Source organism: Candidatus Neomarinimicrobiota bacterium, assembly GCA_022567655.1.
Classification (GTDB): domain Bacteria; phylum Fidelibacterota; class SORT01; order SORT01; family SORT01; genus JADFGO01.
In genome coordinates this window covers 1-26,125 of sequence record JADFGO010000022.1, presented here as the reverse complement: position 1 = coordinate 26,125, position 26,125 = coordinate 1, and the positions used below count along the sequence as shown (strand labels likewise).

17 protein-coding genes, 3 tRNA genes and 1 pseudogene are annotated in these 26,125 nt (G+C 44.2%); 3 read left to right on the top strand and 18 right to left on the bottom strand.

Translation table 11 applies throughout. From position 1 onward, the window contains the following. From IID12_03905 to ligA, 13 genes are all read right to left on the bottom strand, one after another. A partial coding sequence (locus IID12_03905; GenBank protein MCH8288234.1) for a hypothetical protein occupies positions 1-2,660 on the bottom strand: 2,660 nt, incomplete at its 3' end. A gap of 57 nt (positions 2,661-2,717) precedes the next feature. Then, positions 2,718-5,567 (bottom strand): carboxypeptidase-like regulatory domain-containing protein, encoded by a 2,850-nt coding sequence (locus IID12_03900; GenBank protein MCH8288233.1) that lies wholly within the window; start codon positions 5,565-5,567, stop codon positions 2,718-2,720. A gap of 193 nt (positions 5,568-5,760) precedes the next feature. Beyond that, entirely contained in the window at positions 5,761-6,840 is a 1,080-nt protein-coding gene (ugpC, locus tag IID12_03895; GenBank protein ID MCH8288232.1) for a sn-glycerol-3-phosphate ABC transporter ATP-binding protein UgpC, read from the bottom strand. A gap of 164 nt (positions 6,841-7,004) precedes the next feature. Then, positions 7,005-7,079 (bottom strand) — tRNA-Pro (locus IID12_03890). A gap of 190 nt (positions 7,080-7,269) precedes the next feature. Beyond that, complete coding sequence (locus tag IID12_03885) at positions 7,270-7,611, bottom strand: 4Fe-4S dicluster domain-containing protein (protein MCH8288231.1); 342 nt, start codon at positions 7,609-7,611, stop codon at positions 7,270-7,272. Between the two features lie 50 nt (positions 7,612-7,661). Continuing rightward, a complete protein-coding gene (locus tag IID12_03880) occupies positions 7,662-8,375 on the bottom strand; it encodes a hypothetical protein (protein ID MCH8288230.1) in 714 nt (237 codons plus the stop codon). Positions 8,376-8,407: 32 nt separating this feature from the next. Then, complete coding sequence (locus IID12_03875; protein ID MCH8288229.1) at positions 8,408-11,275, bottom strand: c-type cytochrome; 2,868 nt, start codon at positions 11,273-11,275, stop codon at positions 8,408-8,410. A 14-nt stretch (positions 11,276-11,289) separates the two neighbouring features. Then, positions 11,290-12,249, bottom strand: coding sequence for a cytochrome C (locus IID12_03870; GenBank protein MCH8288228.1), 960 nt, complete (start codon positions 12,247-12,249; stop codon positions 11,290-11,292). A 130-nt stretch (positions 12,250-12,379) separates the two neighbouring features. Further along, a complete protein-coding gene (locus tag IID12_03865) occupies positions 12,380-13,222 on the bottom strand; it encodes a cytochrome b N-terminal domain-containing protein (protein MCH8288227.1) in 843 nt (280 codons plus the stop codon). Between the two features lie 28 nt (positions 13,223-13,250). Then, positions 13,251-13,847 carry a ubiquinol-cytochrome c reductase iron-sulfur subunit gene (locus tag IID12_03860; protein MCH8288226.1) on the bottom strand — a complete coding sequence of 199 codons (597 nt, stop codon included), beginning with the start codon at positions 13,845-13,847 and terminating at the stop codon, positions 13,251-13,253. Positions 13,848-13,869: 22 nt separating this feature from the next. Continuing rightward, complete coding sequence (locus tag IID12_03855) at positions 13,870-14,763, bottom strand: HEAT repeat domain-containing protein (GenBank protein ID MCH8288225.1); 894 nt, start codon at positions 14,761-14,763, stop codon at positions 13,870-13,872. A gap of 257 nt (positions 14,764-15,020) precedes the next feature. Further along, positions 15,021-16,175 carry a response regulator gene (locus IID12_03850; GenBank protein MCH8288224.1) on the bottom strand — a complete coding sequence of 385 codons (1,155 nt, stop codon included), beginning with the start codon at positions 16,173-16,175 and terminating at the stop codon, positions 15,021-15,023. 107 nt (positions 16,176-16,282) lie between these two features. After that, positions 16,283-18,295, bottom strand: a complete 2,013-nt coding sequence (gene ligA / locus IID12_03845) for an NAD-dependent DNA ligase LigA (protein ID MCH8288223.1) — start codon at positions 18,293-18,295, stop codon at positions 16,283-16,285. 259 nt (positions 18,296-18,554) lie between these two features. Between ligA and IID12_03840 the strand changes: the two genes are divergently transcribed. From IID12_03840 to IID12_03830, 3 genes are all read left to right on the top strand, one after another. Further along, a tRNA-Lys gene (locus IID12_03840) sits at positions 18,555-18,627 on the top strand. A 305-nt stretch (positions 18,628-18,932) separates the two neighbouring features. After that, positions 18,933-19,343, top strand: a complete 411-nt coding sequence (locus IID12_03835; GenBank protein ID MCH8288222.1) for a hypothetical protein — start codon at positions 18,933-18,935, stop codon at positions 19,341-19,343. Between the two features lie 260 nt (positions 19,344-19,603). Continuing rightward, positions 19,604-19,921 carry a beta-lactamase family protein gene (locus tag IID12_03830; protein ID MCH8288221.1) on the top strand — a complete coding sequence of 106 codons (318 nt, stop codon included), beginning with the start codon at positions 19,604-19,606 and terminating at the stop codon, positions 19,919-19,921. Between the two features lie 600 nt (positions 19,922-20,521). Here the strand turns inward: IID12_03830 and IID12_03825 are convergent. From IID12_03825 to IID12_03805, 5 genes and pseudogenes are all read right to left on the bottom strand, one after another. Further along, the gene (locus IID12_03825) at positions 20,522-21,112 is read right to left on the bottom strand and encodes an acyl-CoA dehydrogenase family protein (GenBank protein ID MCH8288220.1); all 591 of its coding nucleotides are present in this window, start codon (positions 21,110-21,112) and stop codon (positions 20,522-20,524) included. Positions 21,113-21,313: 201 nt separating this feature from the next. After that, positions 21,314-21,435, bottom strand: a tRNA-OTHER gene (locus tag IID12_03820). Positions 21,436-22,069: 634 nt separating this feature from the next. Further along, the gene (locus IID12_03815; protein ID MCH8288219.1) at positions 22,070-24,955 is read right to left on the bottom strand and encodes a PAS domain S-box protein; all 2,886 of its coding nucleotides are present in this window, start codon (positions 24,953-24,955) and stop codon (positions 22,070-22,072) included. Between the two features lie 21 nt (positions 24,956-24,976). After that, a pseudogene (locus IID12_03810) lies at positions 24,977-25,114 on the bottom strand (IS3 family transposase). 212 nt (positions 25,115-25,326) lie between these two features. Continuing rightward, entirely contained in the window at positions 25,327-25,653 is a 327-nt protein-coding gene (locus IID12_03805) for a hypothetical protein (GenBank protein ID MCH8288218.1), read from the bottom strand. Between the last annotated feature and the right edge of the window lie 472 nt (positions 25,654-26,125).

Here is a 26,125-nt window from a genome sequence, read left to right as displayed (position 1 = left end):
ACTTCCCAAAAGTAAATTTTTTCCGAGCCATCGGGGTCGGGAAATCCATCTCCGTTTAGATCCTTAAAGAAGAAGCTGCTGGGTTTTTCCTCTGTGACGTTCCATACGGAAAACTTTGCCGGTTTACCGTTTGTCGAAGTAGCCACCGAATCCTCGGAGAAGCGGATCTCGTAGTTTGCAGGATATGGGACGCCATCGGGATTTTTTACACTAACGCTGTGTGAAAGATTGCTCTGGCTTCCTTCTTTCCAACCGGAAGCGTCTTTATCAATCGCGATTACATCATTAAAAACTGATATCCTCAATCCCTCAAAAACGTCGCCATCCTGAGGCACTACCTCATATTTGCGTCTAATAGGATCAATTAAAAAAGAATCAACGGATACGTAGGGACTGTTTGCAATCAGATTGACCTTCTTGTTCCCGGTCACGTCAAAAACAGAGTAGTCAGTTGTCTCAAAGAAACCGTCGTGATGAAATTCTATTTGGTAGGTATGATTTTCCTTTATTTTCAAACGGTCAATTATTTCAATTGTGACAATACCCGTTCCGGGGCCTTCTATATGTATAATTTCCTTCAATTCCGGCATTCTGTAACCGCCGGCAGGAGCATTGGGAATCACTACGGCAGTATTCACATCCGTTTTCGTTACGTTACCCAGGTTGTCGATACTAATAATCGATGTGCTTTCGGTAGGCGGCAACCCTTCGCCCCCTTGAATGGGAGGAGGAAAACCACGGTCATATGGGACTACCGCATAATAATATGTTTGTCCGTTCTGAACCGTTGTGTCGGTCCACGTATGAACCAGCCCCGTATCATCACCCATATCAAATTGGATACCATTAATATCAGTCGGGTGAGTTCCTTTCACCCACCAGAGCGAGTCCGGGTCATAATTGATCAAATCACACTGGAAAATAGCCTTTCGAAATGTTTTGATGCCAAATGCGTTCGTAATTATCTTCGTTTCTAAAAATGCCGGGTCCGTGCTTCTATAAATCTTATACCCCTCGAAATCGAATTCGCCGAGAAACCGGTCGAAGCTGGTTTCCGCTCTTCTATCCCAATAAAGCGTTACCTGCCGGTCACCGGGAACGGCAGTCAAATGAGGCTTATTCGGCGGCTTGGCGAAGTTATAGTCGGCGTTATAGATTTTTTGAACGATTTGCTTTGTTCTTAAAATGTCCTCCCTGTCTTCACCGAAAAGTAAAGCCATTGAAAAGCGTTCCGTCTGTCCGGCTTCCAATGGAAATGGTCCCGAGGAGTATAACGCCGCTAAATTTACATCAAATTCCTGAGGGTCGAATGCACCAAACGCCATGATATTCCATATTTGTTCGTCCATTCTCAGGTCGAACTGATGTACATTAAATAATTTAACGGCGGATAAACCGATTTGGTCGGACTCGTCCTTGTCGGTTTCATTATACTCAGGTTCGCCATCCGTTGGGAATCCGTCACCCTCTCCTATATCGGGACCCGAATACTGTTCGTCGAGCGGTCCGACACCGTCAGCGCCGAGATCGTCATTCAAAGGTTCTCCTTTATCCCACACACCGTTTCCATTTAAATCGGTAAAACCATCCCAATCTCCATCCTCATCGCCTTCCCAGTGCCATTTGGGCTTACCGTCATTATAAATTCCTACTGAACCGAAAACGAATTCACCTCGCGGACTGCTTCTGCTTTCATCTATAAGACCGTCTTCGTCATTGTCGACGCCGTCTCCCGGTATCATCTCCACAAGCTCACCGAACTCATCATAAAGAAACACGTCCCCCTTTCCCGGGCTTTCGAGGAAGGCATAACCAGCCACGCCGACCGGGCTCCAGCCGGTATCTCCAACGCCATCACGGTCCCAGGCAAACGTTATATCTAATATCGGATCAAATTCACCCTGATCGTCATCGCCATCTCTCGTGCCTCCGATTCCAAAATCGATGTACATCCCGAATAATGCCTTTTCATAATCGGTAGCGGCGTCATTTTTTATATCGTATAACCAGAATATGACATCTTCGGCAAGAACGGATGACCACTGAAATCCCCTCACTTCTACCCGGAGCCCAAGACCGCCTCGTGTCGGGTCATCGGGATCGGGGAAAAAATCATACTCCTTATCCGAGGCATCATCCATTACAAAATATGTTTCCAAGTCAGCATTCTCGACGCCCATTCCGAAAAAACCATTCCAGAATGGTTGCAAAGTTTCTCTGTCAAACCAGTCCGGCTGGTCAGGCCAGCGCCTGGGCCAGGAAAATGGGTCGTTGCTCATGGCGGGAGAATCCTGATCCAGATTTACGTATCCCGGTACAGGCTGGAAGCCCCACACCTTCCCCGTTACGGGCTCTCTATCGACAAATTCCCTGTAATTGGTTTCTAAGGGATGAACTGTCTCACCATGGATATCCACTACTTCGGCAGATACCCAGGGAGCTACGCCGTCGAGATATGAATGACCGCTCCCTTTCGGCCATTCACCGGAAGGTTGAAACGGCCATAGTGCTACTTCGCCGTGATTCAAGAAAATCGTCCGCACCAGATTTCCGTCCATAATACCTTGCTTTTTCCAAGCCGGATCTCCGCGAGGCTCCTGAGAATTGGCGAAATTGACAGAGAGGATGATGAACAATATTACGGCGGTCAGATTCTTCAAACAAAGCACCTCATGATGATATAGAATTTTTCCATTGCCATAGATTTCGACTCTACCTCAAAATCCAATCGAAGCGCCGAGTATTATTCGCCTTGGTTCGGAATAAAAATCAGGCCTGTTCCGAAAATCATCCAGAGTATTGACTCCCTTTACGCTTGTCCGCGGTCGAATAGTATAACCGGCTCTTCCTGTGTCTGAATACACAAACACTTCGTTTTTACGATCCAATATATTGAATAGTTTGATAAAAACGGAATATTTCGCGCCTGCGAGTTCTAAATCCTTATGCATTTTAAAGTCGAATGTATACTGTGTTGGCTTCCTTTCGCTGTTCACAAAAGACGAAGAAGCATTTTGAAGCCTGGGAGTATATGGAAACCCACTGCCCAATCTTCCTACAAGACTCATCCCCCAGCTGCCGGGTTGACTTAGAGTAAAGTTAAAATTCAGCGTGTGTGTTTGATCCCAGTCCAACAGGATCACTTGAATCTCACTCTCCTTATTACTTTTAGCGTCGTTGAACACCTGCATCGGGTCCGAAGCGTTTCCTTCGGCTAATTGGAAAGTATAGTCAACTGAAGCGGAGAGGTAGTTCGACCTCCTTTTCTCCAGAGCCAGGGTTATGCCTCCTACGTTCCCGTAATCCCGATTGATGAAACGGGCGTAGAAGTCCTGAGTATAGGTAGTGATTATCTCCATTCCCAGGAGATGTTCCATATCTTTATAAAAACCTGTTATGTCAATACCGATGTTATCCGAGAGCTGCTGCTGAAGACCAATTTCATAGATCACCGTGCGTTGCGGCTTAAGCTCCGCGTTACCCATCGTAGAAGTTAAGCTCCCGCTGAATACTTCAAATTCAGAGTTGATATATAGATGCTCGAAGGTAGGAATCTGAGAAAAATGGCCATATGAAAAATGTATAACACCCCTGTCGGTTATTGGATAAGATACGCCAATTCTCGGACTCAGTGATTGCACAGCTCCGGAGTTTCTATAATTATTTACCCATTTGTTTCCACGGACATTGACAGTATCCGTGATCTCGCCTAAATCCGATACATATTCATTTTCTCTCACCAGGGTAGTGAAACCGTCGAGGGGAGAAAAAACCACAAAATACCTTGCATTGTCCGGGTCTCTCAAGTCTATTGGAGCTTTAGCGGATGAATTAAAATAATCATATCTCAAGCCTATATTAACAATTAAATCTTCGAATTCCATTTTGTCCTGAATGTATGCCGCTGCTTCAGTAGGACTATGCCGATAACGATTATTTACGATGGACCCGGATATGGGGATGGCCGGTTCGAAAGGTCTTATTTCGATATTCGCATCATCTCTTTTAGCAATTATCTCGAACTCATGGAAAAATAAAGTGTGCCTTCTGAATTCAAAACCACCTTTTACTAAGTGTGAGTTATTAATCTGACTTGTCAAATCTATCTTCCCTTGAATTGATTCGGTGTTTCGCCTGGTTTGCCACATTTCCGTTCCACCAGTCCGGAAAGCATTACTGGCGTTATCTATCAGACGTTTAGGGTCTACATATCCGGAATCAAGGGGATCTTTAAAAACGTATTTTTTGTAATCGAAAAATGTACTGGCAAATTTAACCGTATAAAATGTCCTCGAGCTTAATGTGTGGTTGAAAATCAGCGATTGGGAATGCCCGCGGTTGAACTGTTTAAAATCACCGTCCGGATTAAGCTTAAACAAGTGAGAATAATCACGAAAATCTACCCTGTCCACAAAAAAACCATATGAGATCCTTATTGATGGGGAAATTCGATATGTAAGTTTTCCTGCTGTACTCAGTTTCTCCAATGGGTTCATCGACACAAAAGCGCCATCACCGGTCTCTTCTACGTATACATTGGGTTCCCCCGGTGTTGCGCTGCCGTCACCTTCGCCAAAATCTCCACTGTTTGCAACTGAATCTGCTCCAATATCATCGACTCTCACATTCCAATTTGCAAAACTTGAAACGTCAGAAGGCATAAACCTTCTCTGTCCGTATAACCAGCCTTCGTTGTTAATAATTCTCCCTGTAAGAAAGAATGAAAACTTATTGCCCAAGAATTTGAGCGGACCATCGATACTTATCTGGATATTAGATATATCCGTTCCGTTTATATTATCAATATTCATAAACGTTCCATCGTCCGAGCTTACGTAATCTCCCGTATAAAAAGAGAGATTGCCCCTGAGTTTATCACCGCCTTCTTTAATTACGACGTCAATGACCCCGGACATAGCCTGCCCGTACTCGGCGTTGAAAGGACCGCTGATCACCTGTAACTCTTGAATGGAATTGTTCTCTATCTCAATAGCGATATTCCCGGAAAACGGGTCTGTCACTGAAAGACCGTCTACTAAATATGCGACCTCGCTTGACCGTCCTCCCCTGATGTGAATTTCGCCGTCCGAACCGACAACAATTCCCGCCTGAAGCGCTAAAACGTCACTAAATTCTTCAACGGGTATTTCCTTCAGCTGTTCGGCTCCCACGATGGAAAGAGAAGACGTCAGGTCTTTCCTTACGATCGGATTCTTCGCCGTAACGGTAACTTCCTGGAGCTCTAACCCGGCTTGCCGTAATTGAAAATCAAGTTTGGTTGTGAAGTCGGCTGAAACCTTAACCTCTGAATATATTACCGGTGTGTGACCGATCATAGATCCTTTAACGCTATAAACACCAGGCGGAATGTTCAGGATAACGAATTGACCCTTATTATCAGCCGCTGCTCCCAAAGAAGTGCCGACAATGATAATGTTTGCTCCAATAAGGGGATCACCGGTAGAAATGTCCTGAATGGAACCGGAAATCTTTCCGGTGGTTCCGGCAATTAATGGAGAGCTATGAATTGCAGCAAAAAACGAAACAAGCAACACAAGTATCGCCAAAGGACTCCGGCTATTTGAAGGACACAGTATCATACTTAGTCTCTCGAAAATATAATTCTAGTAATTAAGTAAATTCCCATTCATAATCAAGTAAAATATAATGCACTAACGGTGAAAACAGGCTATGATGACCTATTTGCATAATTCCATGCGAATAGAGCTGATGAATTAGCATTTTCTCATTGCTGCGGCTCTATATTCTTTTTTGGGAGTCAGGTTCAAAATAATGTACCTTTGAGAAATCAAAGATCACGTCAACTTTTTGTCCCTCCTCCACTTTGGTATCTGGCGGAACTCTGGCTATTATGGTGTTTTGGTCCATCGTCAAATAGAGATAAATCTCGTTCCCCATCATTTCCAGGATCTCCACTACCATTGGAATTCCCTCTTCCTCGCCGGAGATAGAAATATCTTCCGGACGTATTCCAAAAATAATTTCTTTACCGACGAAATCCTTCAGTTTATCCTCAGCCCCGGTATCGATTTGAAAACTCAGCGATCCTTTGTTAAATACCAGTCCTTGAATGTCTTCGACTTGACCGGAGATAAAATTCATAGATGGGCTGCCGATAAATCCGGCTACAAATTTATTCACCGGATAATCATAAAGATTAACCGGAGTACCATTCTGTTGGATTACTCCATCCCTCATAATTACAATCTTGTCACCTAAGGTCATTGCCTCGACCTGATCATGAGTCACGTAGATCATAGTAGTCTTTAATCTGTTGTGCAGTTTGGAAATTTCGGTACGCAATTCCACACGGAGTTTAGCATCAAGATTTGACAGCGGTTCATCGAATAAAAAAACCTTCGGTTGGCGTACTATTGACCTTCCGAGGGCAACTCTCTGTCTTTCACCTCCGGATAACGCCTTCGGTTTTCTGTGCATTAAGTGGCTAATTCCAAGAATGTCAGCTGCTTCATTAACTCTCTTCTCAATCTCCTTTGATTCAACTTTTCTTAACTTCAGTCCAAATGAAATGTTGTCAAATACACTCATGTGAGGATAGAGGGCGTAGTTCTGAAATACCATAGCGATATCTCTTTCTTTCGGCGCAACATAGTTCACAAGTTTATCTTCAATGTAGATATCCCCGGTTGTTGCTTCCTCTAATCCGGCAATCATGCGTAATACTGTGGATTTTCCACAACCGGAAGGACCGACCAACACCACAAACTCACCATCGGAAATTTCAATATTAAAGTCTCTCACTGCATAGACATCTTTGTCAAATATCTTTGTTACATCTTTTAATATTACATCTGCCATTCTGATTTCCCTTATCGGGTTAAAATCAAATAATCACAAAATTCATGTCTTTGGAGTTTAGTCGGGGTGGCGGGATTTCCCGCTTCCGGCGGGACGATCCCCCTATTCACATGACATAATATTCATGTGCGGTCGGGGCAAGCCCCAACCCGCACTCCATCTAGTCGGGGTGATAGGATTCGAACCTACGACCCCCTGCTCCCAAAGCAGGTGCGCTAACCGGACTGCGCTACACCCCGAATTTGAATCTGATATTAACATAATACTGGTACTTAGTCAAGGCGATTAACTTTCAATACGTAGAGTTCGGTGCGAGTCAGGTCTTGACCTGACCGCTCCGGGTATCACTTGGCAGTCAGGACAAGTCCTGACTGCCACACAAAAAAGGGCGGGATAGTTCCCGCCCTTAAATAATGATTCTACGACAGGTCAGCCGAAAAACCGCGTCTCCACCTTACCGAACGCAATATCCCCTTGATTTGTGGCTTCTTCCCTTTCCGCAACCTCCTCCTTCATGATCATCTCGATCGTATCCCATGGACATTCTACCACGCAGATAGTACATCCGATACATTCTTCGTAATCGACAACAATTATCTGCGCATGCCCCGGAATTACAGATTCCGGACTATCGGCAAGGTACATACAATCCACGGGACAGAAAGCGATACAGACCTCACAGCCTGTACAGCCGTCCCAGTCCACCCATGCTATAGGGCGCGGTTTCTTCGGTTTTTTCGCCGGTTTTATCTTTTCTTCAATCTCAGCCATTAGCGTGCCTTTGTCTTAATATACAGATATACAGGCCTGATGAAACATTATCAAGCCGGAGAAAATTTTGCATCCGACTTCGTGACTCCACCTGCGGTTACGGTCAGTTCCATAGATTGCTCCCCGAGCGTCTCGTGCCAGTACTTCAGCGTGTATGTCCCCGCCGGAACGTCCGAAATGCTGAAATTACCCGATTCATCGGTTACAACATAATACGGATTTGCGGCTGACACTATCCATCCCTTCATCCATGCGTGCACGTCACACCGGAGTTTTATGAACTCCGGTTTAGCGAATTTTGCCGATATTCTTTTCTTGAACTTCGGCTGTGCCTTGTTGATCGACGGATTTATCGTACTGTAAGTATGAATATTGTGAAGTATTCCATCGCTGTTGAGTATGCTCAATTTTTTTCCAACTCCGACTATGATAACATGCGGGTCAAACCAGCATCCGTTCTGATCGAGTATGAATTTCTCCGCCCATGCCTTTCCACTCTTGATACCGTCGATATAAACTACAACGTTTTTCAATCCACCCTTTGAACCGACGACTACATCTTCACGATATTTTGGATGGACGGCACATACTTTAGCGTCTTTCTCTATCTTGAGAGCTTTCATCACCGGTGGTTTTCCATCGAACGTCACGCTTCCTGATATCGTGCCTCCGCCGGAAACGCTGCCCGGTGTATATTGACCGAATAGCATCACCGCGGGTGTCAGAATGAGCAGTGTCAGCGTTATGAAACGAACAGTTTTCATTGATATTCTCCCTAATTTTTCCGGGATATCTCTTATCCCCCTAATTGTAATATATAATCGGTTATAACTTCAATTTGTTTATCCTCGTCCCCATCGAGTATGTCGTCCGGTCCTGATTCATCGTAGTACTCCGGATCGAAGAACGTCGGCATCTTAGTACCCGGTTGTATCAGACTCGGGTTCCTGAGCCATTTCGGAATCCACTCGGGTCGAAGTCGTGCTTTTGCGAGCGCTAAATCGGGAGCCCAATCGGTGATCGGTCCTTCCGGTTTTTTTGCTCCCTGTTGGTGGCATGAGAAACAGGCGAAATAATCTGCTGACACGAGGAGTCTCGCTGCTCTTAGGGTACTGCCGCGCAGTGGTTCTTTATCCAGATAGCGGTATGGAAACTTCTGTTTCGAAGCATGAGTGAAATACTGCTCGATAGTCAGGGCATCCTCGTCAGACAGGTAGAAAGTCGGCATCCTTACTTTCATCCAGGGACGGATTTCCGTCGGTTCTTTTACGAATCTAAAGAGCCAGTCAGGCTGAACCTTTTCTCCCTCGCCGTCCAGTGAAGGCGGAGAAAACGCTACGGCTTCTTCCTCCGTGTATCCTTCTCTCATCAAAATTTCGTTCAAAACGGACGTTATTGAACCTCCCAAACCATCTATCACGTGGCAACCCCGGCAGTTGCGTTCCTGAATCAGTTTTAATCCTTCGTGAACCTTGAGCTCGTGACTGTCGAGATTTCTCATCTTCGTGGAAGCGATATTCTCTTTGGTAAAGCCCATGATCGCCGTAAGAACAGCATTTGCTTCATCGTCCGAGAAGCCGAAATTAGGCATTTTGAGCTTTTCGTCGAAGTTTTTGACCTTACCCTGGTCGAACAGCCGCGGAGTCTTGAGCTTATTGAAAATCCATTCTTCTTTGCGATGCTCGATGTCAACAAGACCGAAATCAAACCTCGTAACGAGTTTTGAACCCTCTTCCGTCAGTTCCGTTCCTATCAGCTGGGCGTCCTCAAAACCTGAAATTTCATGACATCCGAAACAACCGTACCTGCCAATCAACCTCCTTCCGAGAAACTCAGATTTTTCATCAGCGGTCATTGAAGTGAGTTTGTCATCCGCCTCTGAGCGCATCATATTTCTCTTCAGATATTCGTGCGTCAAATCGTCAAGCACATCTGCGTTTTCCGCTGGAGGAGGAGACTGGTCGTATTCCGTGTTGTTCAATGATATAAGGTGCGCCGTGATATCAGCAGCTTCTCTATCCGTTAATCTCATACGAGGCATAACTGTATCGGGGAAATATTTTTTCGGGTCTTTCAGCCAGTTGAAGAGCCATCGTTCATTCACTTTGCTTCCCAAACCGTCAAGATTCGGTCCGAATTCACGTCTGCTGACGAGCCCATCGTTATCCATATCGTCCGTATCGCCTAATTTGTGACATCCGAAACAACCCAGGTTCTCAACCAGCCACTTTCCTCTCCCGGCGTTTCCCCGTCCCGGCACTCGACTGTAGTTTTCCGTCTCAGAATTCGCGAACAGATAATCGACAATTGCCAGAACCTGAACGTCATTCGAAATCAGATCTTCATCAGTGCTTGTATTCAGCAATCCGAAAAATTTCGGCATTCTCGTTTTACTTTGAAAATGCTTGGGATTCTTAACCCATTTATAAGTCCACTCTTTTGAGACCTTAGAAGAGAGCTTGCGCAGGTCGGGTCCTACTTTCCTCAAATCATTGAACCCATCAATTTTGTGACAACCAAAGCAACCGAGTCTTTTTATCAGATTGACACCTGCGTTTAATACTTCCGCTCCCACTACTTCTGCCTGTTTATTGTGGCATTTAAAGCATGACGCTTCGATCAAGTTCGCCCGATACATCGGAAAATCCCAGTAATGCGGCTCTTTCCATCCGTACTTTTCTATCCACTCTTTTTTCTGTTCGTCGTCTTTAGGCGTGTGATGAGTATCCGTAAACGTCACACTTCTACCAAGTCCTCCATGACAGGCGGTACAGCCGAAATCGGATAGAGGATGGGGAGAGTTTTTATCCACGTACAGATCAAGCTCCGGATGTGTTCTGTATGGCTGGGCAGCTTCCTCAAAACCGGATTTATCGATAGCGAGATGGCAAGTCTGGCATCTATCGACTCGAGGAACCGTAAGAAAATTCAAATCCTCATGGAGGTCCGGAATTACAACCTGTATCACTTTTTCAGACGGGTTGATAAAGTCCAGCATCGGCATATTCCGGAAATAGTCGTTGGCGAAACTCGGACCTATTTGGGCGAGAAGGAGCTCAGCTTTTTTTACATCTCCCATAAGCTCGGCTAATTCATCTTCTGCGCTTTTTGACTCAGCGGAGATGCTGTCGATTATAGACTTAGCGTTGGATATCTCAAGTGAGTTAATTTCGAGTTGAGACGAATAAGTGTCCATATCAGAGTTTAGTTCATTCATGAGTTCCCTGTACTCAGCGGCTTCTTCTTCGAGATTCTTTTCCATCCGAATTTCATATCTGTATTTGACCGCATCGTACTCGGATTTGGCGAAACGATTTTTCTGATCTATTTTATATCTTTCTACCTCCAACAATCTTAGCGCCAATTTTGTAGGTTTAATTTCGTCTTCTTTTTCAGCTACCTGATCTTTTGCAATGCTGATCCTTTCCTCTAATTCCTTCAACTCTGTCGTATCAATCGCGGCGATGTTCATAGCCAGTTCTGCTTCGGTTTTTTCTATTTCGATCTGGCGGAATTCGCGTTGATAGTCTCGCCACTCCCTGATATAGTCATCGGCTACCATCACAAAAACAGAAATCATAAGAGCTACGCTCGTCAGGGCGAAAATTATATTCAGGCGTGGAACATTATAAAGGTATTGAGCGTCGTCTTTTAGTTTAGCCAAGCACTGACTCCTCTCTAAATATTGAAGAAAAACTCAGGTATAGCGACAAGATACTTCAAGTTGAACAACCATCTCAGATACATTTTTATCGGAAAACTGATCATAAGCAGCAGCAGTGAAATAAAAATAGCGTACCTGCCGATTCCCAGTTTCTCATAAAGACTGCCAAACCATTTTTTGGTCAGAATCACAGGCGTTACAAAAAAATAAACTAAAATCAATCCGATACCGAAGATCTCTCTGAGGAACCAGTTGCCCGGAAGTCCTGTTCCGAACCACTTAATGTAGATTATCTCGGAAAGGTTGATGTTTACTAAGGGCTCGAGTTTATGGACGTCCCAATACTCATAAGGCCCGAAAAAGTTCCAGTTCGGTCCTCTTAAAAAGGTGCCTATGACTATTAACAAAATCCAAAGTAACAACCACCCGAAGAGGAAAATGGAAATCGCCATCTTCCTTTCGGCGAAGGAATAATACCCGTTTCCCTTCTTGTTTTTGTCTATGTACGGAATAGCTATCAACCCCACTACAGCGAGACCCGGCAGAAGAACTCCGGCTATCCATGGATCGAAATAGACGAGCAGCTCCTGCAAGCCGAGAAAATACCAGGGAGCTTTCGAGGGGTTGGGAGAGTTCGCCGGATTCGCAGGCTGCTCTAACGGCGCCTGCACGAACACCGACCAACCGATAAGAAGAATGAGCACGAGAGATAGCGCTATAAGCTCTATATATACAAGATCGGGCCAGACTATCACCCTCTTTGGATCGACTTCCGCTTCCGATACCGGCTTGCCTTCCTCTATGCGTTTATCGTTTCGCACCGCCTGGTACATCGCAACCCATGTGAAAAAGAGGACTATAAAGATAAGCCCGACTATAGGTATGTTGTCCGGCTTTGTCACGATAAGCCTGAAGTTTTCATCCGTCAAGCTTAGCACGAAAAAGAGAACAGAGGTGACGCCAACTATCACCATAGATTTCACCGACCAGAAAACTCGTGGATACTTGAGACTTAAGGCGAGCAGTATCACCAGCAGCGTGAAAAGAATCGGCGGGTCTGAGATAATATTGATAAATTCTTTCATAAAACCATAGCTCCCTTCATTACATCGGTCCTGACAAGTTACCGTCTTTTCTTATTCGGAAAAAGTGGAGCGACATGAGAAGGATCGCGACAAACGGCAGTGCTACACAATGAAGCACGTAAAATCTCAAAAGTGTCGCTTCTCCAACGAACCGTCCGCCGAGCAGCGCAAACCGTATATCGCTCCCCGCATGAACAAGAGCTATGTCTCCTATCTGAAGCAATGCGGAGCCCGGACCTTCATGCCCTATAAAGGGTGTCGCGCGCGCCATGTTGGTTCCGACGGTTACAGCCCAAATCGCCAGCTGATCCCAGGGAAGCAGATATCCCGTAAAACTAAGGAGAAGGGTCAGAACCAGTAAAATAACTCCGACAGCCCAGTTAAACTCGCGCGGGGGTTTGTACGAGCCGGTCATAAACACCCTGAACATATGAAGCCAGACCGTGATGACCATCAAGTGCGCCGTCCATCTATGAAGCTCTCGCATTATCCCGAGAGGAACCTGCTCACGTAAATCTATTATATCCATATATGCGTACTCTACCGTAGGCCTGTAATAGAACATCAAAAGTATCCCGGTGACCGTAAGTATCATGAAGAGGAAGAAGGTGATCCCCCCCATGCACCACGTATAACGCAGTCTGACTGCATGTCTGCCGGTCCTCGCAGGATGCAGATGTAACCAGACAGAATTGAGTACAACGAGCAATCTCGTCCGCCTTGTTCTGGGAATTCCGGTTCTGAAATACGACTTGGCGACCTGTGAATCGACAAGTTGGTTCCAGATACTTTTTTTCTTCTTTTTTGGAGCTTCTTTAGGCTCCTCTTCTATGCTTTCCTGCTCCGTTTTTTCATCTGCCATTTTTCAGTTGTTCCTTTCGCATCGAGGACTAAACTTTCAGGAAACTGTCCGGATCGTTCCACTGTCCTTTTTCATATTGGTATTTCTGGTTTTTATCCACGAGGATTTGTCCGTCTTCTGCCAGTGTAATCCGGAAGCGTTCCAATGGTCTGGGTGCGGGTCCTTCGAAATTGATCCCTGTGTTGTAAAACCCGCTTCCGTGACACGGACACTTGAATTTCCCTTCGGCGGCGAGCCAGTTTGGAGTGCAGCCCAAATGAGTGCAAACCGTGCTGAGCGCGTATATCCCCTCCAAATTTCGCACGAGCCATACGCCGAACGATTCTTTAAACCGTTCGTCAACAGCGCCGATTACATAATCCTTCGGAAATCCTGCCTTAAAGGTTAAAGGAGGTTCGAAAAGCACGTTCGGAAAAAATAATCTGCCCATAGCTGCCAGAATTCCGAGAGTTGCAGCCGTAAACGATATCCACGCCAACCCTAACCATGAAAAGAAACTTCTTCTGTCGACCTGTCTTTTTGGAGGTGTTTTAGGTTCTTTTACTTCAGCAGCTTCTACCTGGTCTTTCACTGCTTCCGGTTCGTTTTGGTTTCCGTTTTCCCCTGTTGTTACATCTTCAGCCATTTTCACTCAACTCCGCGAATGGTTATCCGTTCCCATCAAACATTTCCAAAGCTTCAATCGCCGCCTGGCGAACTTTCATACTTGGATCCGACGCCCTGATCACCTCAAGCCTTTCTTTTAAACTCCGGGCGTTAAGATTGCCTACGGCAATCAGCGCAGACCGGATAGTATTCTCCTTTAAAAGGTCATCCATCGATTGATGCTTGCCGAGGTACTCCCTGTCGAGCATCAATGAGAGTACTTCGATCCCCGAGCCGTCCCCTAATTTAGCCAGACTAAGCGCGGCGTTCCATTTTACGTCATCTACAGGGTCCGAAAGCGCCAGCCTTAAACCGTTCAGAGTCTCTTCGCTTCTCATGGAGCCCAGCAAATGCGCCGCCAGCTTCCTCATCCCGGGATCCGGATCGCTTAAAAACGGCACTACCTCCCTGTGGACTTCCGGATATCCGAGTTTACCCAGCGACCAGAGCGCGTATAATCTCGTCTCGTCGTCCGCATCATTGGTAGCTTCCCGCAAGCTCTGAGCGCTCCTCGGGTCCTTCAGATGTCCGAGCGCCAAAGTTAAATATCTTCTGATTCGCGGGTCGTCATTTTTTGCGTTCTTATAAATGCTGAGCAGCTCGGCTAAGAAACGGTCTTCAACCGGCTTACCTTGATCCGATCGGATAATCCCTGACAGCATAAATGCTGCGTGCCATCTGTTGCTCGGTCCGCCGATCTTGATGCTCTCAAGATAATCGTATCTGTCTTTGGAATCCGTAAAGAAAAACGTGAAGAAAAAAAACATGCCGATTGCTGCTGCCGCTATAAGGAAGGGTGTTATGAATAATTTTGCGAAATCAACCCAGCTGCCGATCCCGGTCGGAGCGGCTGAGCCGTTCCCGGAATGTGAATCAGTTCCCCGGTTTTCTGTCATATTTATAGAACCTGACTAACGGTTAACGTTTTGTTTATGAAACAACGACTTTAGAATAAACCTTGCAACAATTTCAGTAAAAATCCTTTCATACTCCTCAATTTGAGCAAACGAATATAAGTAGCCCTCTTTCTTTTGTCAAGCATGATTTAAACTGAACAACCGCTCGATTTTCTCTATTCTGAAAATCGGTTCAATGAATCATAATCTCTGATTACGCACCCGGTAACTCGCTTAACAATCCACATTTAGGCTACTCATGAAATCGCCTTTAACGCCGATTCCACGGATGCGAAGATCGATACGTTCACCGTCTCAACAAAATCCAGAAACGACTTTTGCACTCGCTTCGAGCTCATGACAAAGCTGACGCTGATTCCGAGCTTCGTTTGGAAATTACTGAACTTTGCCAGATGCTGAAGCTCCTCCAATTTTATTTCATCGAGTACGGAAAGGTCTATGATAAATATTTTCTTACCGCTCTCGCTCAATTCTTTCACAAGCTTTGTTGTCTCTCTCCCTGCCGCAGCTGTATCGACCGGTTTTCTCTTGAGTATGGTGACGTCACCATCAGCTGAAATAACCTCAACTAAATTTACTTCAAAGGTCTCATTAAAAAGGCCCGCTAACTCTTCAGGTTTTTCCGGTCTTTTTATACATGACTCCAGGCCTTGCTTAATATACTCGTCTATAGTTTCCTGATCGATATCCGACCAAAAATAAAGATAGGGTTTTATTAAGCCGGAACTGTCTATTGCTTTGACCGTGCTGCTTAACCTTGAAGCGCTTGGAATTTCTAAGCTCCCTTCATCGGCAAGAATGAACTCGGAGAACGAAGATTCATAATATTCAGGGATCTCGTCTATTGTGCTCACAACTTTTATCTTATATTCCTGTGGTAATCCTGATCTTATTTCTTCCTGAAATGAAATATTCCTGGACAAAAGCAATAAGTGTGTTTTGCCGTCAAGCGGTTTAACGATTCTTTCTTCCTTGCTGCTCGTAAGCAAGTCACCCTGAAGCGCCCGAACCACCCTTTCGACCAGAACCATCGGCTTTATCGGTTTAACGATATATTCTATCGCTCCCAAAGAAAGCGCTATTTTGACCTGATCAATTTCTGAATGTGCGGATACCATCAGAACGGGAATATCTTTCAGTTCCTTTATGTCCTTCATTTTTTTCAGGACATCAAATCCGCTGATAACAGGCATCATCAGATCAAGGATAACGAGATCAGGCTGAAAATCGACCATGACTTTAATCCCTTCAATCCCATCTTCTACGGCACTGACCTCATAACCGTATTCACCGAGGACCTTCTTCGAGATTGAGCGGGCGTACTTATCATCATCTATGACGAGTACCTTCTTCCCGACTCCGATGTTTTTTAAATAATCTGAATCGTCCAATCTATAATTCTCTGATCTTTAATCATTCAGCCTTTTATGATAAGCCGCGTCAATACTCCCAGACAAGTATAATAGGTTTATGAGAGCCGATCACAAATTCGGTGTATTTATTTTTTTCCTAATAGCTCTAAAAGTTCCTCTTCCGAAATTACGGTTACTCCTAATTCTTCCGCTTTTGAGAGTTTCGAGCCTGCGTTTTCTCCGGCAACCAGGTAGTCTGTTTTATTGCTTACGGAAGATGAAGCCCTTCCCCCCGCTGATTCGATCAACCCTTTGGCGTCGCGTCTTGTCATTTTTTGAAGCGTTCCGGTAATTACAAACGTTAATCCGGCAAGAACGTTCGAGCTGCCCGCGGATTCACTTCCGATTTTTATTCCATGTGCGATCAGCTTCTCGATCGTTTCATTGTTCTTCTTCTCATGAAAAAAATTGCTGACGCTCTCAGCGACAATAGGTCCTACACCCTCTATACGTTCAAGAGTTTCAACGTCAGAGTTTCTTACTTTTCCAATGTTCCCATACTTCTGAGCAAGAAGCTTCGCCGTTTGCTCTCCGACATGTCGTATCCCGAGCGCATATAGAAACCGCCCGAGGGTTGTCTCCTTGCTTTTCTCCAGTGCGTTCAGGATGTTCTGCCCAGATATCTCCGCCATCCTTTCAAGTGATGCGAGTTGTTCCAAAGATAGAGAATAAAGGTCGGCAACGTTTTTTACCGTCCCATTGTCAACAAGCGACTCGACGAGTTTATCGCCCAACCCGTCGATGTCCATCGCCCCCTTACTCGCGAAGTGCTTTATCGATTCTCTGAGCTGCGCCGGGCAGGACGGGTTCTGGCACGAATGAACCGCCTCTCCCGGCAGTCTCTTTACGTCGGCTCCGCAAACGGGACATTTAACAGGAATTTTGTACCGCTTCGTTCCTTTTCTCCTTTTCGATTTGATTACGCTCACGACCTCCGGTATCACGTCTCCGGCGCGTTGGATTATCACCGTGTCCCCTGCGCGAACGTCTTTCCTGTCTATTTCATCCTGGTTATGGAGCGTTGCCCGTTTTACTATTACGCCGCCGACCTTAACCGGCTCCAATTCAGCTACCGGAGTCAACGCCCCGGTACGTCCCACCTGAACGCTGATAGAGTTCACCAACGTCGTTTCCTGAAGCGGTTTGAACTTTCCGGCGATTGCCCAGCGGGGACTTCTCGCGCGTTCTCCCAATTCGCCCTGGATATTCAAATCGTTTACTTTCAAAACGATACCGTCAACTTCAAACGTAAGTGACTCCCTCTTCTTTTCCATCTTCCTGAAATATCTGATCGCCTCTTCAATACCGCTGCAAACACTGCCGTGAATAGTCACCGGAAATCCCAATTCTTTTAATCCGTTTAGCGTCGCCCAATGACTGTCCGGACTAAACCCTTCAGCTGCCCCTATCCCGTAACACAATATGGAAAGCGGTCGGGTTGCAGTAATCTTCGGGTCGAGTTGACGGAGCGAACCCGCGGCTGCGTTACGCGGATTTGCGAAAAGTTTTTCCTCTCTTTCCGCCTGTGCCCTGTTCAGTTCCTTGAATGAATTAATGGACAGAAAAACCTCTCCCCTTACTTCTAATAAAGGCGGAATTTTTATTTTCCCCTCTCTCAGACGAAGCGGTATTGATTTGACAGTCCGAAGATTCGGTGTTATATCCTCCCCCGTTACTCCGTCACCACGCGTGGAACCTGAAACGAACACACCGTTCTCATATACGAGCTCGACGGCAAGCCCGTCTAATTTCGGCTCTGCCACGTATTCTATTTCATCCTCCGAGTCGAGGAATCGTTTTATGCTTGCGTCAAATTCCTTCAGCCCGTCTTCATCCATAGCGTTTTGAAGACTTAAAAGTGGGATCGTGTGGGTTACGCTGCCGAACTCTTTTGATGGTTCAGCGCCGACTCGTTGAGTAGGCGATTCGGGAGTGACTAATTCAGGATATTCCTCCTCGATTTTTTCCAATTGTCGAAAGAGAACGTCATACTCAGCATCAGAAATTTCAGGCTCGTCAAGAACATAATACTTATAATTATGCCCCTCTAACTCCCGCCGAAGCGATTCGATCCGTTTCTCAGCTTCTTTCTTATTCAAACTTTATTCAACTTAAAATCTTTTAATACACTCTCTTGTCATTGCCCGTCAGTCGCCGGACTGGCGAGGAGTCCGCCAGCCGGCGGACGACGAAGTCTCGAAGAGACTCCTTTGGAGCAATCTCGCTTTATCATCCTAAAATTTTGCCGGCAGTACATCGCACCTGTTAGGATGCAAATTTATGCAGATTTTGCGGGTCTTTCAACAAGTTTCGCTTGCCACTAATCGGAAATGAAGATATATTTTTCTGTTGGAATATGCGCCCGTAGCTCAGTTGGTAGAGCAGTGGCCTTTTAAGCCATTGGTCCCAGGTTCGATTCCTGGCGGGCGTACTCTGTAACGGTTAATACACAAGAGTTTACTGGTGAATTGCAAATTTAGCCTACTATACATAATACACGAAAATGGACTCTTGAAAACAACAATTATGAATGTATCAAATATTGGAGAAGGAGTGACTAAAAGTTTCCAGACTTTCTTATTCAACACGAAACCAAACCAGATGCCATTTTATAAAATACTGTTCGAAAATGGTCTTTAGTTAAAGACATTGTTAATTGTCTATATACTTTTTTGCCGGCAGGGGGTTTGTGTCTGAAAACTGCCCGCGAGGGAGGACATTTCTTTATTGAACAATATAATCCTTTTATCCTGTGTAAGCAAGAAACGCTCAGTTAAATCTCCGGCAGAGGGGATGTATACAAGTACACTATTCAAACTTAGTTTACAATTTGCCCGGAAACTCAAACCTGATGCGATATTTATTTTATCAGCTAAATACGGACTGATCGCTCTCGATGAGGAAATTGAGCCTTATGACATTACTTTGAGTGAGATGAAGACTTCTGAAAGAGAAGACTGGGCTGAGATGGTAGTTAAAAAGCTTCATGGATACACAGATTTACAAAAGGATCATTTCGTTATCTTGGCTGGAGAACGCTATCGACATTTTCTCCTTCCCCACCTAGAATCCTATGAAATCCCCATGGAAGGACTTAGAATCGGCCAACAACTTCAATTTCTCAAGAGACAATTAGAAAATGAGTGAAATTTGTGATTCACTTCACCGCCTGTTCGAAGAAAACCAACGCTTACAAATTTCACATTGGTGGTTCCAGTATTTTTTTGCAACATTTCTTCGAATGTTCTTGTCACATTATAAATAGATATCCTGTAATTATACTTGAATAATCAAAATGAAAAGGAGAACAGCAAATGATTCAATCAAGGATCTTGAATACAATATTCATATCAGCACTGATTATCACAACGAGCTGCAGCACTTCCGATAATCCGGATACACCTAAAATGACTACCGGGAATATGTCCCGGGATGTCAGTTACGTCTCCACTCCGCTCACTGATGAATTTGACAGTGTGATATCGGAGTTTTTATCAGAAACCGATGTAATTCCTGGAATGAGCATCGCAGTGGTTAAAAACGACAAAGTTGTTTATCTGAAATCATTTGGATATGCCGATATTGAGACTAAGTTAGAAGTGAATCAGGATACCAAGTTTTATATTGCGTCTTCAACTAAATCGTTCACCGCATTGACTATGCTCCTTCTCGCCGATAAGCAAGTATTTAACTACATTGAAATTCAATTCCGCCCTCTCCGCTGAAACTGTAAGCGTTAAAGATCTACTGACTCATAATTTGGGATTTGAGAATGGTCCTGTAACGTTCAGGACCGCTTACTCCGGAGAGCATGATAATACAACTTTGATAAATATATTGAAGGAAAGTTCTCCTACAGAAAAGCAATTCAGCTACGATAATCTGGGCTACGTCATGAGTGGCATAATAATCGAAAATGTGACAGGTAAACCATGGAAGCAGGTCGTTAGAGAAGAGGTACTTGATCCGCTTAATATGATAAATACAACATCGGATATGAATAAAGTCACAGCCGGAAGCTACGCTAAACCTCATGGATGGATGGGCGAAACAAAGAAATTATCTTTTATAAAGAAAAATAACGTGATGCACGCAGCCGGCGGGCATTATACAACTGCGAAAGATATGATCAATTGGCTGAAAGTAAATTTGAACGGTGGAACGCTAAATGGCAAACGGATCTTTCCGGAAGAATTGATGGCAAAAGCACATAAAAGTCAAATTGACCTGGATAGAGACTTTTATAAATTTCACCGTTACGGTTACGGATTCGGCTGGTATATCTCAAATTATGATGAAGAACTGTTGATCCATCATTTCGGGAGTTACATAGGGTATCGGGCGCACGTTTCCTTTATGCCCTCATTGGTCTTAGCCCACACAACTGCCACATCCGCTATTGAACCATTGGTTATCCACATCTTTGACCCGCTAAGAACCCATTCATTTCCATCAAGTTTAGCAGTTGTGGTCATTCCCATGGGGTTTGAGCCATGATCGGATTCCGTTAATCCGAAACAGCCTACTGCTTTTCCCTGCGCCATAAGCGGCAGCCACTTCTTCTTTTGTTCTTCGCTTCCGAATTTGAAAATCGGCCACATTACGAGCGATCCTTGTACGCTTACGAAACTCCTGATCCCCGAATCACCACGTTCCAACTCCCGGCATACGAGACCGTAAACAATGTTGTTAGAACCTGTACAACCATACTCCTGCGGCAGGTTGACTCCGAGAAGTCCCAACTCCGCCATCGGCTTAATAAATTTGGTGGGGAATTTTCCTTCACGGTAATAAGCGGTAATCTCAGGTAAAACCTTCTCGCTCACGAACGAGCGGACGCTGTCCCTGATCAGACGATCTTCTTCGCTGAAAAGATCATCGACGATATAGAAATCAACGCCTTTGAATGCTTTCAAACGACCCCCTTATCAATATATTTGTAGAACGCAATATACTAACAAAGCTATGAACTTGCAATCAGTGGAATTTCGATCGATTGCAGCTCTCGGTGTGTCGCAGTCAAAAAAGGTGTGTGTATAATTAATTGTTAGTCAGGCGGAGACAGCAGCGGTCAGGGCTCCGAATAAGTTCCTCTGGAAGAACTCAGCTTCCACCTATAGCGGGAATGTCTGAGAATCGAACTCACCTCCCGCCTTACGGCGGGACAACGGTTTTGAAGACCGCGGTTGCCTTTGTTACTCAGGGACTTACAGGAATCAATGCCATCTGATTGCCAGCCTGACTTATGTCTGGCAGGCCGTTCTGTAGACCACTACAGACCAATTGAGACCAAATGCCGTCATAATTTATTCACTCCTTTTTATTCAGCTCTTTCCTTGCTGCATTACCTAACGTTTCCAAGGTGTACAGCTTCTTGACATATTTGCCTACCCCTCCCGCGATACAGATAACATTCTTCGGACTGCCTATAAGGGTTGGTTTTCCTAAGGGACCAACAACGTCAAGCAGATGGTAACCTTATTCGAAAGAAACCAATTCTTTCGTTGTGAGTCCGACAGCCTGAACACATAAATTTATGATACCTTTTTTAGAATTACTTTTCGATATGGTCAATGGTATTTTTTCACCCGGTTCGGATATTCTGACTATGACAAACTGTCCGGGCTTATGACTTGCCGCTATTAAGGGAGCATTTATTTTAAACTCTTTGATATGCTTACCAAGCCATTATGTCTCAGTAATCTTATTCTTCATTTGATATCCCCCGAATGAAGTTCGAAAGTAAACAGACAACTTACAACATCAAATTTATACCGAGGAAAATAATTTTGTCTCTGCTTCAGACATAAGAAATTGCTTCCTATTTTACATTTATTGAATTTTTAATTAATATTAGAAATAACTTATTTCTATTAATTATTGAGGACTTCTGCCAACGTTTTTCCTATTACCTTTAAAGTATAGGGCTTTTTTATATACCTCTCAACTCCGAGAGTTATCGCTTCCTGAACTCTTTCAGTTTCGCTGAAACCGCTTACGATAATCACTTTCTGACGGGAATTAATCTTGATTATTTCTTTAAACGTATCCAACCCGTCTATTCCATCCTCTAAGATCATATCCAGCATCACGAGGTCAACTTTATTCCTTTTAATATACTTTACGGCATCAAGACCGTTATCAGCTGTGGCTACGGTATATCCCAGCGAAGACAGTATCTTTTCAGCCATTTGTCGCTGACTCTTCTTATCATCAACGACCAAAATACTTCCCGAACCCTTATATTCATCTATCAAATCGGTTTCACGTATAACCGTTTCCACTGTCACCGGAAAATAAACCAGGAACTTTGTACCCACTCCTAATTCACTCTCCACATCTATAAAAGCATTGTGGTCCTTTATCACGTTATAGACAACGGACAGACCTAATCCGCTTCCCGTTCTGTCAGATTTTACTTTCTTTGTAAAAAACGGTTCGAATATTCTTACCAGATCTTCTTGCTTTATTCCGTTACCTTCATCTCTTATTGTCAATACAACAAAATTACCCTCTTTGAATTTCTCATCGGCGATAACTCCACTGCCCAAATATTTGTTTGTAATCGAAATTATTAATTCACCTTGAGCCTCCATCGATTCGAAGGCATTATTTACCAAATTCAAAATTAATTTATACAGATGCGTGCCTGACCCCATTATAGGTTCGATAGTCTCCGGCATGTTAACCTTAATAGCTACGTTTTTAAAACGTTTCTGAATTTCTTTGAATTCAAGAGAGTCGATGAATGAATCTATCAATTCACTCAAGTAAAGGGGTTTCATTGAATAATCTCCCCTACGGGCGAGTGCCAAAAGGTCTGAGATAACATTAGAAGCGCGCTGGGCTGCCGAACTGATAGCATCCAAATCCTCTTTCAGCGGTGTGTTTTCGGGTAAGCCGGCGAGTATCAGATCAGGATAAGCCATTATCGGTCCTATGATGTTATTCAGATCGTGCGCCACTCCACCGGCAAGCAATCCGAGAGATTCCATTCTTCGTGCCTGCTCAAGATTTTGTGTCAATCGTTCTCTTTCGGCTTGAAATTTTTTGCGTTTAGTAATATCCTTTAAAAGACCGACGAAAACAGTTTCGCCATCCAAATTTACCCTGTGCATAAAAAGTTCCGCGGGAAAGGTTTCACCGTTTTTCCTCTTACCAACCACTTCTCTGCTACTTGAGCCAATCTTAGATTCTCCCGTTCGCATATATTTATTGATGTAGGTGTCATGCTTACTCTTATCCGGCTCCTCCATCAGTATTTTTACGTTTTTCCCGATTATCTCCCCCTCCGTATATCCGAAAGTTTTAACGGCAGATTTATTGAATGTTTCAATTATCCCTTTATCGTTTATCGTAATGATCGCATTCGCCGCAGTGTTTAAAATAAGTTCAAGTCGTTTTTCCCTTTCACTTAAGAGTTTTTGGAATTTATGAGATTCTGTCAAATCTCTGTATATAGCATAAGTCCCTATCTGTTTGCCATCAGTGTCGAAAATCGGAGCCCCCAACAGGGATATCTCCACAAGAGTTCCGTCTTTACGTTTTCGTTTACTTTCGGCATATATTCGTTCACCATCTTGCGCTCTCTTTGTATAGGATTCCCCTTCATCCATTAAATCCTCAGGCATTACTACATCATTGATGGGCAGCCCCTTAATTTCTTCAAATTTATATCCGAACAAGCGAGTAAATTCCCGATTAATATCAGTTATTTTCGCTTTGTTATCTAAAACCGCATTTGCTTCCGGGGCGCTTTCAAGTAATACTTTTTGATATGTTTTCTCCTTTATTAATTTTTCCTCCGCCTCCTTTCGTTCGGTAATATCTCTCCATACGGTATGCAGGATTTCATTCCCCCCCTCCACGCTAATGGCAGTCAAGAGCACTTCGACCGGAAATATCTCTCCATCCGCTTTTTTATGGTCCCATTCAAACCTGTGAGTGCCTTTTTGTAAGGCAGTTTTCATCATTTCATTCGCTTTTTCAAATGAGGCTCTTCCATCGGGTTGTTTTTCCGGTGATAATTTTGAAGGATGAGTTTTTAACAGCTCCTCTTTGTTCTTATAACAGAGCATATTGACCATTGCTTGATTGCAGTCGACAAAATATCCGTTTTCTATGATCAGGATCGCATCCCCCGATTTTTCAAATAAATTCCTGTATTTTTGCTCTGATTTAATTAACATTTCTTCAGCTTGTTTATGGCGAAATACCGTACCCAATTGGGAGGCAATGGCTGACACAGTTACGACTTCCCTCTTATTTTGTTTGAGAGATTCAAACTTAAAGAACACAAGAACCGCTAATACCTTATTGTTCGCGACGATAGGAACACCAAATCCTGTTTTAAGACCGGCTTTCAATACTATCTTTGATCTAAGAAAGATTTTGACCGAAGCTTTTGAAACATCTTTCATCCACTCATACTTTTTCTTTGACCACACTCTGCCGGGTAAACCTTTGTTGCGAGAAAAGGTTAATTTTTCAGACGCCTCGTAAAAAATCTTAAAATCGTTGGAGTTACCGCCATACCAGACAGGACCGTATTCAAGCATTGTATCATCGGAATTGGGAATCCATGATTCGCCATAATCCCAGCCTATAATCTTACATACTTGTTTTAACGTGACCTTTAAAGCAGAAAGAAAATTATCAACGTCACTAATGGATTCAGTTATTGCTTGAAGTAGATATAATTCATTTTCGGTTTGCTTGCGCTCTGCATTCAACATTGAATTTGTCGTATATGTTTTCAATTCAATTCCGCTCTGACCTTACTACAATAAAGTGGACATTAAATTAAGTAACTTTTTTCTGATTCCAATTTCTGAAGGCGTCCTGTAGCCGAAGATTGAATGAAGCCTCCAACGGTTGTAACAGACTTCAATGTATTCGAAGATCATCTGCTTTGCCTCTCTTAACTTAACTATGATCTTCTCTGTGGTGTATTTCCTTGGTCGCATGATCCTCGCTCCATTTTGTTAATTTTACATTATGTAACATAACAACTTGTACGACTTTAGGGGACAAGATCAGCACTTACCGGGATCAGTGACCAAATAGAAACCGTTTCAGTCTTCCAATTTGTAACAATTTGTCCGTGTTTGTCAATTCTTCGAATATTTTACTAAAGCGATTCGGTCAGTGTGAACCGGGATTCGTAAATATCAATGCAGTGGCTGCATACCGGATCTGATAATTTCCAATCAGGATTTTCTTTTTGAATCAGTTCGATGATCTCCTCGGAAATTTGTTCCTTGGCAATGGCAATGCCTTTTTCGATCAGAAATTTCCGCAAACCGCCCCCAAGCCTTTGGTTGATCGCATTCCATGTCCATCCATCTGGAAGACATTCAGTACCTGATTTTGACGGCACCTTCCCGTGCTTCTTTTTATAGGCCCGCGCGTACTGCTCGACCATTTCCTCTGAAAATTCTTCCTTGGCATTCCTCATGGCATACTCCTTTGTTAAATGCCCATGTATGTGACCGCCCTTAGCAGCCTACACAAGTATAGCTCATACTAAGGAACTTGCCAAGTGTCTTGTACGATTTTTGTCTGTAGTCCTAATATCAGTGAGTACAACGGGGTTCCTGCTCTCCGTGGCCAGCGGTCGTGGCAAATCCGGCGTCGTGGGCAAGATGTCCAGACGGGCTGATGGCGGGGTGCCTTTGGTGGTGGCGGGTGGTTGACGCGAGGCTGTCTTGATTCTTGCTAGAATAGAATCATGAGGAGATTCAAATGCTGAAACACTTCCAGTGGCAAGACGACGAGGGCTATCTTGTAGGAGACGAAGAAGGTTTACAAGAACTTTACCTAGCCATAGGACGCACCACACAAACAGATCTACCATCAGATGTCTGTGGTATTAGTATATCGCTAAACCGTGATGGAGAATTTCTGCGCATGTCCGAAGATAGCATTCA